Raw genomic sequence first — 13,277 nt, 5'->3', positions numbered from 1 at the left:
GGTCTGGAAAACTACCAGCGGATCATGGCCACCAGTCTGTTCCGCGAGGCGGTGGGCCACACCGTCGTCTTTTTGCTCGGTTATGTGGCCATCACCCTGACCCTCGGCTTTATCATTGCCTCCATCCTTAACCGCAAGCTGCGCCTTTCCGGGTTGTACCTGACACTGCTCTTCATCCCCTGGATCCTGGCCGACATCCTGGCCGGCATCGTCTTCCGCCTGCTGGTTCTGCTCGGAGAGGCGACGAATCTCCTGCTCGGCATGGCGCTTGGCTTTTTCGGCGCTGGCGGTCTGCTCGGCCAGTTGTTTGGCTTCGTGGCGGGCGGTGTCGGCCTGCTGACTGATCTTGCGGGCCTGATCCTCGGCGGCCTGACGGGTTTTTTCCGCCGCGGCAGTGCGCTTGCTGGCCGGCGCGGCGGCGGCCTCGCCCTGATTATCGGCGTTACCGGTGAGTTTGAAGCTGGTGGCCTGCAAGCCGCCATCGAGAATCCCGCACTCGAAACCATGCTGGGTCAGCAAAAACGCCGCCGCCGCGCTCTGGGCGCCATCGGCGCTGGCCAGTACATATTCCCGGTTGGGATTGAGGCCGTCGAGTTTCAGCCGCAGCATGGACAGTGGAATGTTGACCGAGCCTTCGGCATGCTGGCGGTTAAATTCTTCATGGCTGCGTACGTCGATCAGCAGGGCGCCGTTGTCGAGTTTGGTTACCGTGTCGCTTTCTGACAGCCGGGTGATGAGCGGTTCGGCCAGATAGGTGAGAAAGTCCTCTTTTTTCAACCGCATCAGCACGCCGTCTTCCTGCATGCTGATGCTGGCGTTACGCCGGCCGTTGGTAATCAGTGCTTCCTCGCCAAAGCCATCACCTTCCTCCAGCGTGGCCAGCGGAATCTCACCGGCCTTGGGGGCGGGGCGGCGGGTGACGGCGCAACGGCCGCTTTGCACGATGTAGTAATAATCGTCCTGTTCGCCCTGGTTGATGATGCGTTCGCCTTTTTTGGCCGGCAATTCTTCCATGCGCATCAGGATGGCCTGGATGTTGTCGGTCGGCAGTTTGAGGAATGCCCGTGACTGCAAAAAGCGCAGCATCCAGTCGGTGGTATCCTCGCCGGTAATCTCGGTCACCTCGAATTCGTAGGCGTCCAGCGGGGTATCGTTAAGAATAATTTCCAGCAGGGCGGAGTCGATGCTGACGACCGTGACCGGACCCTTGGCTCTGGCGGTGCCGGTATGGGGTTGATGGTTATCCAGTGGCTGCCGGGCCTGGGCATTTTTGGATTTGATAACCCGGGGTTTTTTCTCGCTACTTTGGCGAAATTCGACCTGGCCCTGAATCAGGTAGACGGTGCGATTGTCTGATTCGCCTTCGCGAAACAGGGTTCGACCGGCTGGCAGGTCCTCGATGGTGGCCTTGCTGACCAGCTCCCCCAGCTTGTCATAGGCGAGATTGCCCAGCGGTTCCAGGCCCTTGAGCAGGTTCTTGTCGAGTTTGGTCTTGCTGGCCATGTCTGATTCATCGAGTCCGGGTGGCGAATGGGCCCCCGTGCTAACGGCCTGCCAGGGCGCAACATTAGGGGTGTATAAAATTTAGACCATTATTTGGCCCTATGTTGTGATACCCCTCACAAAGGGGTCAATCCTGGTCCGCGAGCGGGTCAAAACCGGCGATGGAAGGAGAAGCGGAAACCTTCCTGACTGCCTCCCAGCCAGCTGGCACCCAGATAGCCTGTCCCGTCCAGCCAGTAGGAGAGCCCGGCACTGTAGTAGCCCCGTTCGGTTTGCTCGAAATTCAGCAGCGCGCTGGTGCTGCCGCTGACCCGCTGTTCGCCATCGCTGCGCAGTGCGCCGCCACTGGCGTGCAGCGTCAGTCGATCGTTGAGGGCTACACCCAGATCCAGCTGGGCGTAGGTGTCGTACCAGCGCAGTTCCACGTCAGTGTCGCTCTCATGGCCGTCAGTTTGCCGGTAGGTGTAGCCGCCGGTCAGCGCCAGGTTCAGCGGGGCGGTGTCGAGTAACAGCAGGGTCAGCTCGATGCCGCCGTAATGGCCGGAGGTGGTCCGGGCCGCAGGCAGCGGATTACCCGACTGGCTCAGTTCGAGATAGCCTGCCCTGAGACTGCCGAGCAGACGTGGTCCCAGACGCTCTTTCAGGCGTACGCCGAGCACCGAGCTTTTGCTGGTCAGTGTCTGGCTGGCATAGCGCCAGCGGGTTTCGTTATGCTCCACCTGCATCGAGAAGTCCAGCTCGCCGGGGGCATAGTCGGCAAAGGCACGAGGCATGATGAACAGCGGGGCGAAAACGAGCAGCAGGCGAGCAATGGCGGCGGAATACTTCGACATAAACTGGCATTAATCCTCAGACTGGAGCACTGGATAATTGCGGGAATATCCGGCATAGTCAATAGGGGCGCGGACGTTAGTGTCTTGAGTAGATGCGGCACCACAATCTACATGAAACGGAGTGCATGATGCGCGAGCAACAACACAAAAAAGAACAGGATTCATCGAAAACGTCATCACCCTCTTTGACGGTTACCGAACGCAAAAAACAGGCCTGGGGGGTTGATGAGCAGGGGGAGCGCCGTATCGGGACCAAGGCCAGAAAAGAACGTCGGAACAGCAGCCATCCGTTTGGTAGCGTGACCGCGCTGGATCGCTGGTTTGTTAACAAGATCCTGGAAGTGCCCGACCACCCGCCGGTCAATATCTCTCTGTGGGACGGCAAGCAGATTAACCAGGCGGAAGAACCGGTGGCGAGTCTGCGCTTTAATGATCGGCTGGCGATCTGGAAGCTGGTGCTCCATCCCGAGTTGCATTTCGGCGATCTCTACAGCGCCGGGCGCATCAGTTTCGAGGGCGACATGGTGCGCTTTCTCGAGGAGGTGTATAGCGGCCTCAAGCGTAATGGTAAGCGGGGCTGGTTTCGCAAGCTGGTGAACTGGCTGGGTCACCGGCGTATCGCCAATTCGCTCTCCCGGGCCCGCGACAATATCTATCATCATTACGATATCAGCAACGAGTTCTATCGGCTGTGGCTGGACAAGGTGGCCATGCAGTACACCTGTTCCTATTTCCCCGACCCAAAAATGTCGCTGGAAGATTCGCAGACGGCCAAGCTGCATCACATCTGTCGCAAGTTGCAACTGAAACCGGGTGATCGCGTGGTTGAAGCTGGCTGTGGCTGGGGCGGGCTGGCACGCTTTATGGCCAAACATTATGGCGTGACGGTCAAGGCTTATAATATTTCCCGCGAACAGGTCCGGTTTGCCCGCGAGCAGGCCGAAGAGCAGGGGCTCAGCGACAAGGTGGAATACGTCGAGGACGATTATCGCAACATTCGGGGCAGCTTTGACGTATTTGTTTCGGTCGGCATGCTCGAACACGTTGGTACCCGCGATTACAGTGAACTGGGCCAGGTCATCGACCGTTGTCTGGAGCCCGATGGGCGGGGACTGATTCATACCATTGGTCGCAACGTGGCCGGTCCCATGAACCCCTGGATCGAACGGCGGATTTTCCCCGGCGCCTATCCGCCTTCCCTGCGCGAGATGATGGACATCTTCGAACCCCGTCGTTTCTCGGTGCAGGATGTTGAGAACCTGCGGTTGCATTACGCCAAGACCCTGGAACACTGGCTGGCGCGTTATGAGGAAAATGTCGAGACCGTCCGGGAGATGTTTGATGAAGAGTTTGTAAGAGCCTGGCGCCTCTATCTGTGCGGTTCGATCGCCGCATTTACCAGTGGTGAGTTACAGCTGTTCCAGGTGGTCTTTACCCGCGCGCAGCATAATCAGCTTCCGTGGTCACGCACCTATTTATACACCCAGGATGCCGGCTGACGAGGGCAATATGACGCAAGTGGATATCCTGATCGTCGGCGGTGGCCCCGCCGGCTCTTCTCTGGCCTGGGCATTGCGCGACACCCGGCTGCGTATTGCCATAATGGACAAGCGCGAGTTCCCGCGCGACAAGGTCTGTGCCGGCTGGGTGACCCCGGCAGTTATGGATACCTTACAAATCGATCTGGACGATTATCGTCAGAGCCGTACCCTGCAGCCGATCAGTGGTTTTCGGGTCAGTCAGCTGGGTCAGAAGCAGGTAGAAACCCATTACCAGGACGAGCCGGTCAGCTACGGTATTCGTCGTCGTGAGTTCGACGAATACCTGCTACGACGTAGCGGCGCCGAATTGATGCTGGGCCAGGCCTTCAAAACGATGGAACGCGACGGGGAGAGCTGGCTGATCAACGGCGAGATCCGGGCTTCGCTGGTGATCGGCGCGGGGGGGCATTTTTGTCCCGTTGCCCGGCGCATTGGCGCCAAACTGGGCAGCAGTGAACAGGTGGTGGCCGCCCAGGAAATCGAGTTTGAAATGAGCGAGGAACAAAAGGCTGGCTGTCATGCAGAACCCGAAGTGCCCGAATTGTTCTTCACGCCGGATCTCAAAGGCTATGGCTGGATATTTCGCAAAGGCGATTATCTGAATGTCGGTCTGGGTCGTGAAGAGAATCACCGGCTTTCGGAACATGTACGCGACTTTTGTAACTTTCTGCGCGAGTCGGGGCGACTCGACTTCGATATTACCGACAAGTTCCAGGGCCACGCCTACCTGCTTTATCCTCATGCCCTGCGTCAGGTCGTGGACGAAGGTGTTCTGTTGATCGGTGATGCGGCCGGTCTGGCCTATCCGCAGAGTGGTGAAGGCATTCGTCCGGCGATCGAATCCGCCCTGCTGGCGGCACAGGTGATTCGCGAGGCGGCCGGTGAGTATTCGAAGGATAAACTCCAGCCCTATCAACAGATGCTGGAACAGCGGTTTGGTGAACGCCAGCCAACACCCTCGCTGCTCGAACGTCTGCCGCTGGGGATCAAACAGGTGCTGGCCAGTCGCCTGATGCAGACTCACTGGTTTACCCGCAAGGTCGTCATCGACCGCTGGTTTCTGCAATCCCATCAGCCGCAGTTGCAACAGTTTATGCCCGTCTCGAAGAACTGAGTTCGTCCCCGGATAAAATAAACCCGGTCCGCAAATGAACGCGAATAAACGCAAATAATGAATATTTAGCGTTTATTCGCGTTCATTTGCGGAAAAAGTCGCCTTGTTTATCCTGAGGTATGCGACTGGTGTTTTAATTTTGCCAGCCAGCGCTGGTCGAATTTGTCGACGATCTTCTGTTTGACCGTCGGGTCCAGAAAGGTGTCGGCCGCGGTTTCCTTGATCGGTTGCGGGGAGGCGGGTTTGTGATGGCCGATGTTTTCCAGCCGTTGCTGCAATAGCGGTGTCGGATCTTTGACGTCGGAAGGGGTATCGAAAGCGTCTTTGATCCACTGTTGCATCTCTTCGCGATTCAGACCACGCCGCAGCACCTGAACCATGCTGGCGTAGGGGCGGTGTTCCGGTTGGCTCTCGCGCCGGGCGAGCTGGGTAATCTTGGGCCAGAAGCGGTTTTTTAAAAACGTTTCAGTGACAATGAGCTGGGAGAACAGGCTGGCAATCTCGTCGTCATTGGCGATATCCAGGGCATAGCGATCCGCTTCCAGCTCGTTTTGACGCACGGCATAAAAAGCCAGCGCTGTATAAAACGGGGCGTAGATGGCGAAAAGCCATTGCAGGGGGCGCGCCAGCGGCGATCTTTGTTGTTTGAAAGCCTGATGATAATGCTGCCAGGTCTGACACAGGGAAGCCAGCCAGCCGACATGCCGATTATGAATGCCGCTGAGTTGGCCGATGCGCCGTGCCAGCGCGGATTTGAAATGGGTCGGTGGCAGGGTCAGCAAGCTGTCGAGGCCGATTACCAGGGTATGCTGATAGAGCAGAGGCAGGCCCAGACGGGGTGTACGGATCACCTCGACGCCAAAACCGTCGCGCAGGATAATCTGATCGAGTACAGGGTATTTGAAGTCCTGGCGCAGTTGCTCCACCAGTTGAAACAACTTCGGCGCATTTTGTCGATGGACTTCCAGGCCTCGGGGTAAAGCAAAGCGGTTGAATAATAATGGCGAGCTCAGAGCCAGGGCGAACAGAATGATGAGCAGGTCGAGACCGCTCCATAACCACTCTTGCCAGGTGCTGGCGATTTGCCACTGACGGGACAAATCACCCAGCAGGCCCAGGGCGATCAATGGAAACAGCAGCAATAACAGGTAACCCGCCAGTGCAACCAGCGTGACCAGGGCGCGATACACCAGCGGCTGACGGACCGCCAGTGGTTCAAGCAGGCGTTGCAACCCGACGGCCCGGGTTGGCGGGTTGAAGCGGTTCAACAGACGTGAGACAAAGATGGTCATAAGTGACGTGGAACCCTGTTATTGCACGAGTCAGTTAAGACGCCGGGACACACGATGGGTGCGTCGCTGTCAGCCCAAACATAACGAAATTGTCGACCGAGGTAATGATGCGTATCACATTTTCAGCGATTGTCTGGGGGCTGGTCGGGGCTTTGATCGTGGCCGGCTGTGGTGAGCCGGAGGATGATGCGGGACAGATAGCCCGGGCCATGGCGGCCATGCAGACGGGGATCGAGGCGCGGCGCACCGGTCCGGTACTGGAGCATCTGGCGGAGGACTTTCGCACCGGTGAGGATCTGCGGCCGCGGGAACTGCGGGCCATGATGCTCTACCAGTTTCGTCGTTATTCCGATATTAAAGTCGTGACGCATAACCGGGATATCCGGGTGCAGGGCGATCAGGCGGATGTCACCCTCGATGCGTTGTTACTCGCTGGCAGGACGATGTTACCTGAGCGGGGGCGACGCTATTCGGTCAGCATGCGCTGGTACAAACTGGACGGTGGGTGGTATCTGTCACGTATCCGATGGCAGCCAAAGCGCGGGGAGTAAACCTGACCGGTATTATGAATACTCACGCACCTGTGAGGTACGGCTGTGGTTTTCAGTTCGGGAAGGCGCAGGAGCACCGATTAACATCAACCTGATGGGTAGTATTGGGAATGCCTGTTCAGACGTTCGTTTACGGAGCGCGGTTGTTGGCGTTGATCGTATGGGTGTAGACCGGAAAACTGCCCTGGAGACGATCGTCGAAAAACCGTTCCAGTGTATAGTGGATAGTGCGAAACGCCAGTTCCTGCCAGGGAATTTCCCTCTCATCGAACAGCCGGACCTCCAGGCTTTCCTCGCCGGCGGCGAAATCGAGATCCAGTAATCGGGCGCGATACAACACATACACCTGGTTGACGTGCGGCAGGCTGATTAGTGTGTAAATGTGGTCGATTTCGATATTGGCGCAGGCCTCTTCTTGTGATTCGCGCAACGCTGCCTCTTCCATGGTTTCGCCCAGTTCCATGAAGCCGGCCGGCAGGGTCCAGGTACCGTAACGGGGTTCGATGGCGCGCTTGCACAGTAATATCTTGTCTTCCCATACCGGCAGGGTACCGGCAACGATCTTGGGATTGTGATAATGAATAGTCTGGCATTGATCGCAGACAAAACGGGGCCGGTTATCCCCATCGGGTATACGGCTGTTAACCAGATGTCCACATTCGCTACAAAATTTCATAAGGGACTACGATGACCGATCGTGGGGAACATAGCCGCTGGGCAGACCACCCTGATCGCTTTCGTTAAACAAAAAGCCCAGCATATGCTCTTCAATCATGTCCATATGACGCGGGTCGGCCGTGCTGAGGCGGTTCTCGTTGATGATCGTGGTCAAACGTTCCAGCCACTGGCGCCAGCCTTCGGCCGAGACGTTCTCCACAATGCGTTGGCCGATTTCACCCGGGTAAGGTGCCTCTTCCAGAGCCGGTGCCTCGCGCTTGAGAACCTGGCAGAAAACCGTATGTGTCATGTGATTACTCCGGATGCGGGTTTGGTGCGCGGTCTGGAACCATTGCTGGTAACGCCATGTCTGTATGGTAAGATTAGCAACATACTTGGTTATTATCTGCAATTCACCGCGGTCTCGCAAGGCCGCCCGACAGGAGGTAAACAGCATGAGTCAGGCGCTCGCGTTCGAACCAGAGATCAACACCCAGGATATTCAGATCAGCGACAAAGCCGCGAGCCAGCTGCAGGCGATTATGCAAAACGCCGAGGACGGTATCGAAGGCATTCGCATTTTTGTTACCGGCGGGGGTTGCGGTGGCATGACCTACGGTATGACTTATGCGGAAAACCTCGATCCCCGTGACAAAGTACTCGAAAAGGACGGTTTCAAGGTGGTGGTGGATGCCATTGCCCTGAGTTACCTCAAAGGCTGTGACATTGACTATACTGAAGAAGGCCCCGCTTCGTTTGTCTTCAACAACGTCTTCCAGAGTGTCGGTGGCAGCGGGGCTTGCGGCTCCTGTGGGGCAGCCGGGTAGCCCGAAGGGCCTACGAAGAGCAACTCACCTCGATCTGATTCGCCCACCCGGGTGGCTCGCCGGCGTAATGGTCCATGTCGGGATGTTCGGCGAAAGGATCGCGCAGGACTTCCAGCAATCTGTCCACTTCACTGAAATCGTTTTGCTGTGCCTTGTCGATGGCGATCTGGGCCATGTAATTGCGCAATACATATTTGGGATTGACCTTGCGCAGGGCTTCGCGGCGTGAAGTGTCGTCACTTTGCTCGCGCTCCAGCTGCTGACGATACTGTTGTGCCCAGTGATCAAAGGCTTCGCGTTCGACAAACAGATTGCGTATCGTTTCGTTGCGGGCCTGCGGATGCGTATCAAAATCGCACAGCGCCCGGAACAGGCGGGTGTAATCGACCTGATTGGCCTGCATGGCCGATAACAAATCGGTGATCAGTTGCTGCGTCGTGTCATCATTGTTTTTCAGCCCCAGCTTGGCGTGCATCAGTTCCAGATAGTGGTCGACAAACAGCGGCTCGTACTGCTCCAGTGCGGCTTTGGCCGCGTCAACGCTCATCAGCGGGATTAACGCCTGGGCCAGACGGTTCAGGTTCCACAGTCCGATGCCCGGTTGCTGGTCGAAAGCATAACGGCCGTGGAAGTCCGAGTGATTGCAGATATAGCCGGGCTGATACTGTTCCATAAAGCCGAAGGGGCCGTAATCCAGGGTCAGGCCGAGGATCGACATGTTGTCGGTGTTCAGTACGCCATGGGTGAAGCCGACGGCCTGCCATTGCGCGATCAGCCGGGCGGTGCGCTGGACGACTTCTTCGAGCAGGGCGACATACGGGGTGTCGTGTGCAGCCAGATCAGGATAGTGCTCGGTAATCACATAATCGGCGAGTTGCTGCACGGCGTCGTGCTGTTCGCGATGATAAAACACCTCGAAGGATCCAAAGCGCACATGCGAGGGCGCGACGCGCGCCAGAATGGCGCCGGTTTCGATCTGTTCGCGATAGACTTCAGCATCGCTGCCGACAATGGCCAGGGCCCGGGTGGTGGGGATATCGAGCCCGTGCATGGCTTCGGAACACAGGTATTCGCGAATCGTGGAACGCAGCACGGCACGGCCGTCCGCGCTGCGGGAATAGGGGGTCAGGCCGCTGCCCTTGAGCTGGATATCGTACTTCCCACCCTGCGGATTGCGCACCTCGCCCAGCAGAATTGCCCGGCCGTCGCCCAGTTGCGGGACAAAGTGACCGAACTGATGACCGGCATAGAGCATCGCCAGCGGTTCGCACCCATTCGGCAAACAACAGCCGCTGATCAGGTCGATCCACTCATCGGGGGCAACCGAGTCCGGATCGACACCCAGCAGGCGGGCCACGTCCGGGTTGAAACTGACCAGGTGGTGCGAGGCGTCAAACGGTGTCGGGTTCACCCGGGAATAGAATCGCTCCGGCAGACGGGCAAAACAGTTATCGAACTGCAGTATGTCCTGCAGGGTGGTCGCGGTTTGTCTTGCGGTCTCAGACATGCTTGATATTGTAACGTGACGCCACACAAATACACCGGGTAGTCTATAGGTGTATAGTAGTAACCAGGAGCAATCACAGGATCACATGACTTTCAATCTGCTGAAACTGCTGGGCCGGCTGCACTTTTTGTCCGAAAAGCGTCGCCTGCAATGGTATCCGCCATTCTGGTTGATGCGGGTCAAGGTGCTGGAGTTAAGCGATGACTGGCGTTGCATCCGTTTGTTGCTGCCGCTGAATATGTTTTCACGTAATATGGGTAATTCCATGTTTGGCGGTTACCAGTGCGCTCTGTCGGATCCCATCGCCGCACTGGCCTGCGCCCGGTTATTTCCCGATACGGCGGTCTGGACCCGGGCGCATGAGGTGGATTTTCAGAAGGTGGGCAACAGCGACCTGGAGTTGCGTTTCGAATTTCCGCCGGAACTGGAGGAACAGATCCGTCGTGAACTGGCGGAAAAGGGCCGCAGTACGCCAACCTTCGAATACGCTTTTTATCGTGCCGATGGCGAGCGCTGCAGTGTGGTCAAAAGTACCGTGGCAATACGGCCCCGGGGCTATCTGAAAAATCGATAATTGAATGAGTTTATCCAGGCGAAGATGTTTATGAGCAACACGATTCATCCCACTGCGGTAGTTTCCGACCAGGCGCAACTTGGCAGTGGCAATCAGGTTGGTCCGTTCGTGGTGATTCATGACGACGTTATACTGGGGGACAACAATGTTCTTCACAGCGGTGTGGTCGTGCACAGCGGGAGCCGGATTGGCCACGCTAACCGGATCCATGAATACGCGGTCATCGGAGGTCTGCCACAGGACCTCGGTTTCGATCCCGCCACATCCAGTTATGTGACGCTCGGCGACGAGAATGTTCTGCGCGAGGCGGTCATTATTCATCGCGCCAGCGTGGCCAACGAACATACCCGACTGGGAAATCACAATTATCTGATGAACGGTGCGCACCTTGGCCATGATTGTGTGCTGGGCAATCATGTGGTCATTGCCCCTTACGCCGCCCTGGGTGGTTTTGTGAGCGTGGCCGATCGGGCGTTCATCTCCGGCGGGGTGATGATTCACCAGTTTGCCCGGGTCGGTGAACTGGCCATGATCGGCGGTAACAGCAAGATCACCCGGGATGTCTTGCCGTTTCTGATTACCGACGGCATGCCGGGGCGGGTGCGGGGTCTGAATGTGGTAGGTCTCAGACGGGCGGGTTACCCGGCCCCGGATCTGCGCGCCCTGAAGCAGGCGTACCGGATTCTGTTTCGTGGCGAGGCCGATCTGGCGGCGAGTCTGGAGCAACTGCAGTCCCTGGGAACGGATTCGACAAGCCGCCTGGCGGCGTTTATCGAGGGCTCGAAGCGCGGATTTCATCGTGACCGGGAGTGAGGCGGGAAAACCCGTCGCAATGGCTTTATTTCCCGCACGTTCCGCAGTTAAAATAACCCGGTGACATTTTGATTCCCCGGCTTCCGGTGATATGCCGGAGTATATAACTTACTGATAATCGGAAATAATATTTTTATGGACTCAGCCAGCGCGGCCCCGACCCAGAAAAAACACAGCTACACTTATGATGAACTGATCCAGTGTGGCCACGGCGAGCTGTTTGGCCCGGGTAATGCCCAGTTGCCGTTGCCGCCAATGCTGATGTTCGACCGGATTACCCATATCAGTGACAGCGGCGGGAATTTCGACAAGGGCGAGATTATCGCCGAGCTGGATATCAAACCGGATTTGTGGTTCTTCCAGTGTCATTTTGAAGGCGATCCGGTGATGCCGGGGTGTCTGGGACTGGATGCCATGTGGCAACTGGTAGGCTTTTTTCTCGGCTGGATGGGCGGGCCGGGCCACGGCCGGGCGCTGGGCGCCGGCGAGGTCAAGTTTACCGGCCAGGTCACCCCGGATTGTAAAATGGTCACCTACCGGGTGAATCTCAAGCGTCTGATCATGCGTAAACTGTATATGGGCATCGCAGATGCCAGCCTGGAAGTCGATGGCCGCGAAATCTATACCGCCGATGATTTGCGGGTCGGCCTGTTTACCTCAACTGACCAACTTTAAGCTGTATATTCGATCATGCCATTAAGACGCGTTGCTATTACCGGTCTCGGGATTGTTTCAAGCATTGGCAATAACCGGGAGGAAGTGACCGACTCCCTGCGCCAGGGGCGTTCCGGAATCCGTTTTAATCCCGAGTATGCTGATCTCGGTTTTCGTTCCCAGATCGACGGGCCGATCGATCTGAATCTCGATGAGATGATCGACCGCAAGCTCAAGCGCTTCATGGGCGATGGCGCGGCATTCAACTATCTGGCTATGGAACAGGCCATTGCTGATGCTGGACTGGAAGAAAGCGACATTTCCAATCCCCGCAGCGGCCTGATCGTCGGTTCGGGTGGACCCTCTACCCAGAATATCGTCCAGGCGGCGGATATCCTGCGGGAAAAAGGCGTGCGCAAGGTCGGCCCCTATATGGTGCCGCGTACCATGTCCAGCACCAATTCCGCCTGCCTGGCCACCCCGTTCAAGATCAAGGGTGTCAATTACTCCATCAGTTCAGCCTGTTCCACATCCGCCCATTGCATCGGTAACGGTTACGAGCTGATCCAGATGGGCAAGCAGGACATCGTCTTCGCCGGGGGCGGCGAGGAAGTTCACTGGACCCTGTCCGTGTTGTTCGATGCGATGGGGGCGCTCTCTGCCAAATATAATGATGCGCCCGAAACCGCCTCGCGTACCTATGATGTCAACCGGGACGGCTTTGTCATCTCCGGCGGCGGCGGAGTGCTGGTGCTCGAAGAGCTGGAACATGCCAAAGCCCGTGGCGCGACCATCTACGCCGAGCTGGTCGGCTACGGGGCTACCTCCGACGGCTTCGACATGGTGCAACCCTCCGGCGAAGGGGCGGTGCGCTGCATGCAACAGGCCCTGCAGGAGGTCAAGGAGCCGGTGGATTACATCAACGCCCACGGCACCAGCACCCCGGTGGGCGATATCCGCGAACTGGAAGCTGTCAAAGAGGTGTTCGGTGACAACATGCCGGCCATTGCCTCGACCAAATCCCTGACCGGTCACGCCCTGGGCGCGGCCGGCGTCAATGAGGCGATCTACTCGCTGTTGATGATGCAGGAAAGTTTCCTCGCCGCCTCGGCGAATATCCAGGAACTGGACCCCGGCGCCGAAGGTTATCCTATCGTCCGTGAACGTCAGGACGACGCGAATATCAACTGCGTTATGTCCAACAGCTTCGGCTTCGGCGGTACCAACGCCACCCTGGTGTTCCAGCGCTACGACGGCGAGTGAACTCCTCTCCCTGAGCCCTTTTCCTCGGTTACCGGAAAATGATCCGCAAATAAACGCGAATGCACGCAAATGAGTTGATTTATAATTTGCGTTGATTGGCGTTCATTTGCGGACTTGACAGGCTTTCGAGGTGTAGGTCAGTTGCGTA

The 13,277-nt window shown here is 57.4% G+C and carries 14 protein-coding genes; 8 read left to right on the top strand and 6 right to left on the bottom strand.

Features of this window, described 5'->3' with window-relative positions; translation table 11 throughout:
• On the bottom strand, window positions 1-1,503 hold a 1,503-nt coding region (locus RI563_RS03835; RefSeq protein ID WP_310693026.1), incomplete at its 3' end, for a cyclic nucleotide-binding domain-containing protein.
• A 149-nt stretch (window positions 1,504-1,652) separates the two neighbouring features.
• On the bottom strand, window positions 1,653-2,336 hold the full coding sequence (locus tag RI563_RS03830; RefSeq protein ID WP_310693025.1) for a hypothetical protein: 684 nt from the start codon (window positions 2,334-2,336) through the stop codon (window positions 1,653-1,655).
• 128 nt (window positions 2,337-2,464) lie between these two features.
• Here RI563_RS03830 and RI563_RS03825 point away from each other — a divergent pair, with 128 nt between their 5' ends.
• A complete protein-coding gene (locus RI563_RS03825) occupies window positions 2,465-3,835 on the top strand; it encodes a cyclopropane-fatty-acyl-phospholipid synthase family protein (protein WP_310693024.1) in 1,371 nt (456 codons plus the stop codon).
• 10 nt (window positions 3,836-3,845) lie between these two features.
• Complete coding sequence (locus RI563_RS03820) at window positions 3,846-4,991, top strand: NAD(P)/FAD-dependent oxidoreductase (RefSeq protein WP_310693023.1); 1,146 nt, start codon at window positions 3,846-3,848, stop codon at window positions 4,989-4,991.
• 107 nt (window positions 4,992-5,098) lie between these two features.
• Here RI563_RS03820 and RI563_RS03815 read toward each other — a convergent pair whose 3' ends face one another.
• The gene (locus tag RI563_RS03815) at window positions 5,099-6,283 is read right to left on the bottom strand and encodes a hypothetical protein (protein ID WP_310693022.1); all 1,185 of its coding nucleotides are present in this window, start codon (window positions 6,281-6,283) and stop codon (window positions 5,099-5,101) included.
• Window positions 6,284-6,387: 104 nt separating this feature from the next.
• Here RI563_RS03815 and RI563_RS03810 point away from each other — a divergent pair, with 104 nt between their 5' ends.
• Window positions 6,388-6,834 carry a hypothetical protein gene (locus tag RI563_RS03810; RefSeq protein WP_310693021.1) on the top strand — a complete coding sequence of 149 codons (447 nt, stop codon included), beginning with the start codon at window positions 6,388-6,390 and terminating at the stop codon, window positions 6,832-6,834.
• Window positions 6,835-6,964: 130 nt separating this feature from the next.
• Here the strand turns inward: RI563_RS03810 and RI563_RS03805 are convergent, their stop codons facing one another.
• Together RI563_RS03805 and RI563_RS03800 are read right to left on the bottom strand one after the other, a co-directional pair.
• The gene (locus tag RI563_RS03805; RefSeq protein WP_310693020.1) at window positions 6,965-7,510 is read right to left on the bottom strand and encodes an NUDIX hydrolase; all 546 of its coding nucleotides are present in this window, start codon (window positions 7,508-7,510) and stop codon (window positions 6,965-6,967) included.
• 6 nt (window positions 7,511-7,516) lie between these two features.
• A complete protein-coding gene (locus tag RI563_RS03800) occupies window positions 7,517-7,801 on the bottom strand; it encodes an oxidative damage protection protein (protein WP_310693019.1) in 285 nt (94 codons plus the stop codon).
• Window positions 7,802-7,946: 145 nt separating this feature from the next.
• Here RI563_RS03800 and RI563_RS03795 point away from each other — a divergent pair, with 145 nt between their 5' ends.
• Window positions 7,947-8,318, top strand: a complete 372-nt coding sequence (locus tag RI563_RS03795; RefSeq protein ID WP_310693018.1) for an iron-sulfur cluster assembly accessory protein — start codon at window positions 7,947-7,949, stop codon at window positions 8,316-8,318.
• A 10-nt stretch (window positions 8,319-8,328) separates the two neighbouring features.
• On the opposite strand, the gene RI563_RS03790 is transcribed toward RI563_RS03795, so the two are convergent.
• A complete protein-coding gene (locus RI563_RS03790; RefSeq protein ID WP_310693017.1) occupies window positions 8,329-9,825 on the bottom strand; it encodes a protein adenylyltransferase SelO in 1,497 nt (498 codons plus the stop codon).
• An 85-nt stretch (window positions 9,826-9,910) separates the two neighbouring features.
• On the opposite strand from RI563_RS03790, the gene RI563_RS03785 reads away from it, so the two are divergent.
• The 4 genes from RI563_RS03785 to fabB all read left to right on the top strand — a co-directional run bounded on the left by RI563_RS03785 (window position 9,911) and on the right by fabB (window position 13,129).
• Window positions 9,911-10,399, top strand: a complete 489-nt coding sequence (locus RI563_RS03785; protein ID WP_310693016.1) for a PaaI family thioesterase — start codon at window positions 9,911-9,913, stop codon at window positions 10,397-10,399.
• A gap of 30 nt (window positions 10,400-10,429) precedes the next feature.
• Window positions 10,430-11,212, top strand: a complete 783-nt coding sequence (gene lpxA, locus RI563_RS03780; protein WP_310693015.1) for an acyl-ACP--UDP-N-acetylglucosamine O-acyltransferase — start codon at window positions 10,430-10,432, stop codon at window positions 11,210-11,212.
• A gap of 135 nt (window positions 11,213-11,347) precedes the next feature.
• A complete protein-coding gene (gene fabA / locus RI563_RS03775) occupies window positions 11,348-11,887 on the top strand; it encodes a 3-hydroxyacyl-[acyl-carrier-protein] dehydratase FabA (RefSeq protein ID WP_310693014.1) in 540 nt (179 codons plus the stop codon).
• Between the two features lie 15 nt (window positions 11,888-11,902).
• A complete protein-coding gene (fabB, locus tag RI563_RS03770) occupies window positions 11,903-13,129 on the top strand; it encodes a beta-ketoacyl-ACP synthase I (protein WP_310693013.1) in 1,227 nt (408 codons plus the stop codon).
• Window positions 13,130-13,277: the final 148 nt, after the last annotated feature.

It is taken from the genome of Thiohalophilus sp., assembly GCF_031581315.1.
Taxonomy (GTDB): domain Bacteria; phylum Pseudomonadota; class Gammaproteobacteria; order UBA6429; family Thiohalophilaceae; genus Thiohalophilus.
Note: the sequence above shows the minus strand (reverse complement) of the source record. Positions and strands in the feature narration are given on the sequence as shown.

Coding starts and splice junctions, on each gene's coding strand:
- RI563_RS03810 (WP_310693021.1), top strand. CDS start 6,388: ATGATGCGTATCACATTTTCAGCGATTGTCTGGGGGCTGGTCGGGGCT.
- RI563_RS03800 (WP_310693019.1), bottom strand. CDS start 7,801: ATGACACATACGGTTTTCTGCCAGGTTCTCAAGCGCGAGGCACCGGCT.
- RI563_RS03820 (WP_310693023.1), top strand. CDS start 3,846: ATGACGCAAGTGGATATCCTGATCGTCGGCGGTGGCCCCGCCGGCTCT.
- fabA (WP_310693014.1), top strand. CDS start 11,348: ATGGACTCAGCCAGCGCGGCCCCGACCCAGAAAAAACACAGCTACACT.
- RI563_RS03830 (WP_310693025.1), bottom strand. CDS start 2,336: ATGTCGAAGTATTCCGCCGCCATTGCTCGCCTGCTGCTCGTTTTCGCC.
- RI563_RS03790 (WP_310693017.1), bottom strand. CDS start 9,825: ATGTCTGAGACCGCAAGACAAACCGCGACCACCCTGCAGGACATACTG.
- RI563_RS03825 (WP_310693024.1), top strand. CDS start 2,465: ATGCGCGAGCAACAACACAAAAAAGAACAGGATTCATCGAAAACGTCA.
- RI563_RS03805 (WP_310693020.1), bottom strand. CDS start 7,510: ATGAAATTTTGTAGCGAATGTGGACATCTGGTTAACAGCCGTATACCC.
- fabB (WP_310693013.1), top strand. CDS start 11,903: ATGCCATTAAGACGCGTTGCTATTACCGGTCTCGGGATTGTTTCAAGC.
- RI563_RS03815 (WP_310693022.1), bottom strand. CDS start 6,283: ATGACCATCTTTGTCTCACGTCTGTTGAACCGCTTCAACCCGCCAACC.
- RI563_RS03785 (WP_310693016.1), top strand. CDS start 9,911: ATGACTTTCAATCTGCTGAAACTGCTGGGCCGGCTGCACTTTTTGTCC.
- lpxA (WP_310693015.1), top strand. CDS start 10,430: ATGAGCAACACGATTCATCCCACTGCGGTAGTTTCCGACCAGGCGCAA.
- RI563_RS03795 (WP_310693018.1), top strand. CDS start 7,947: ATGAGTCAGGCGCTCGCGTTCGAACCAGAGATCAACACCCAGGATATT.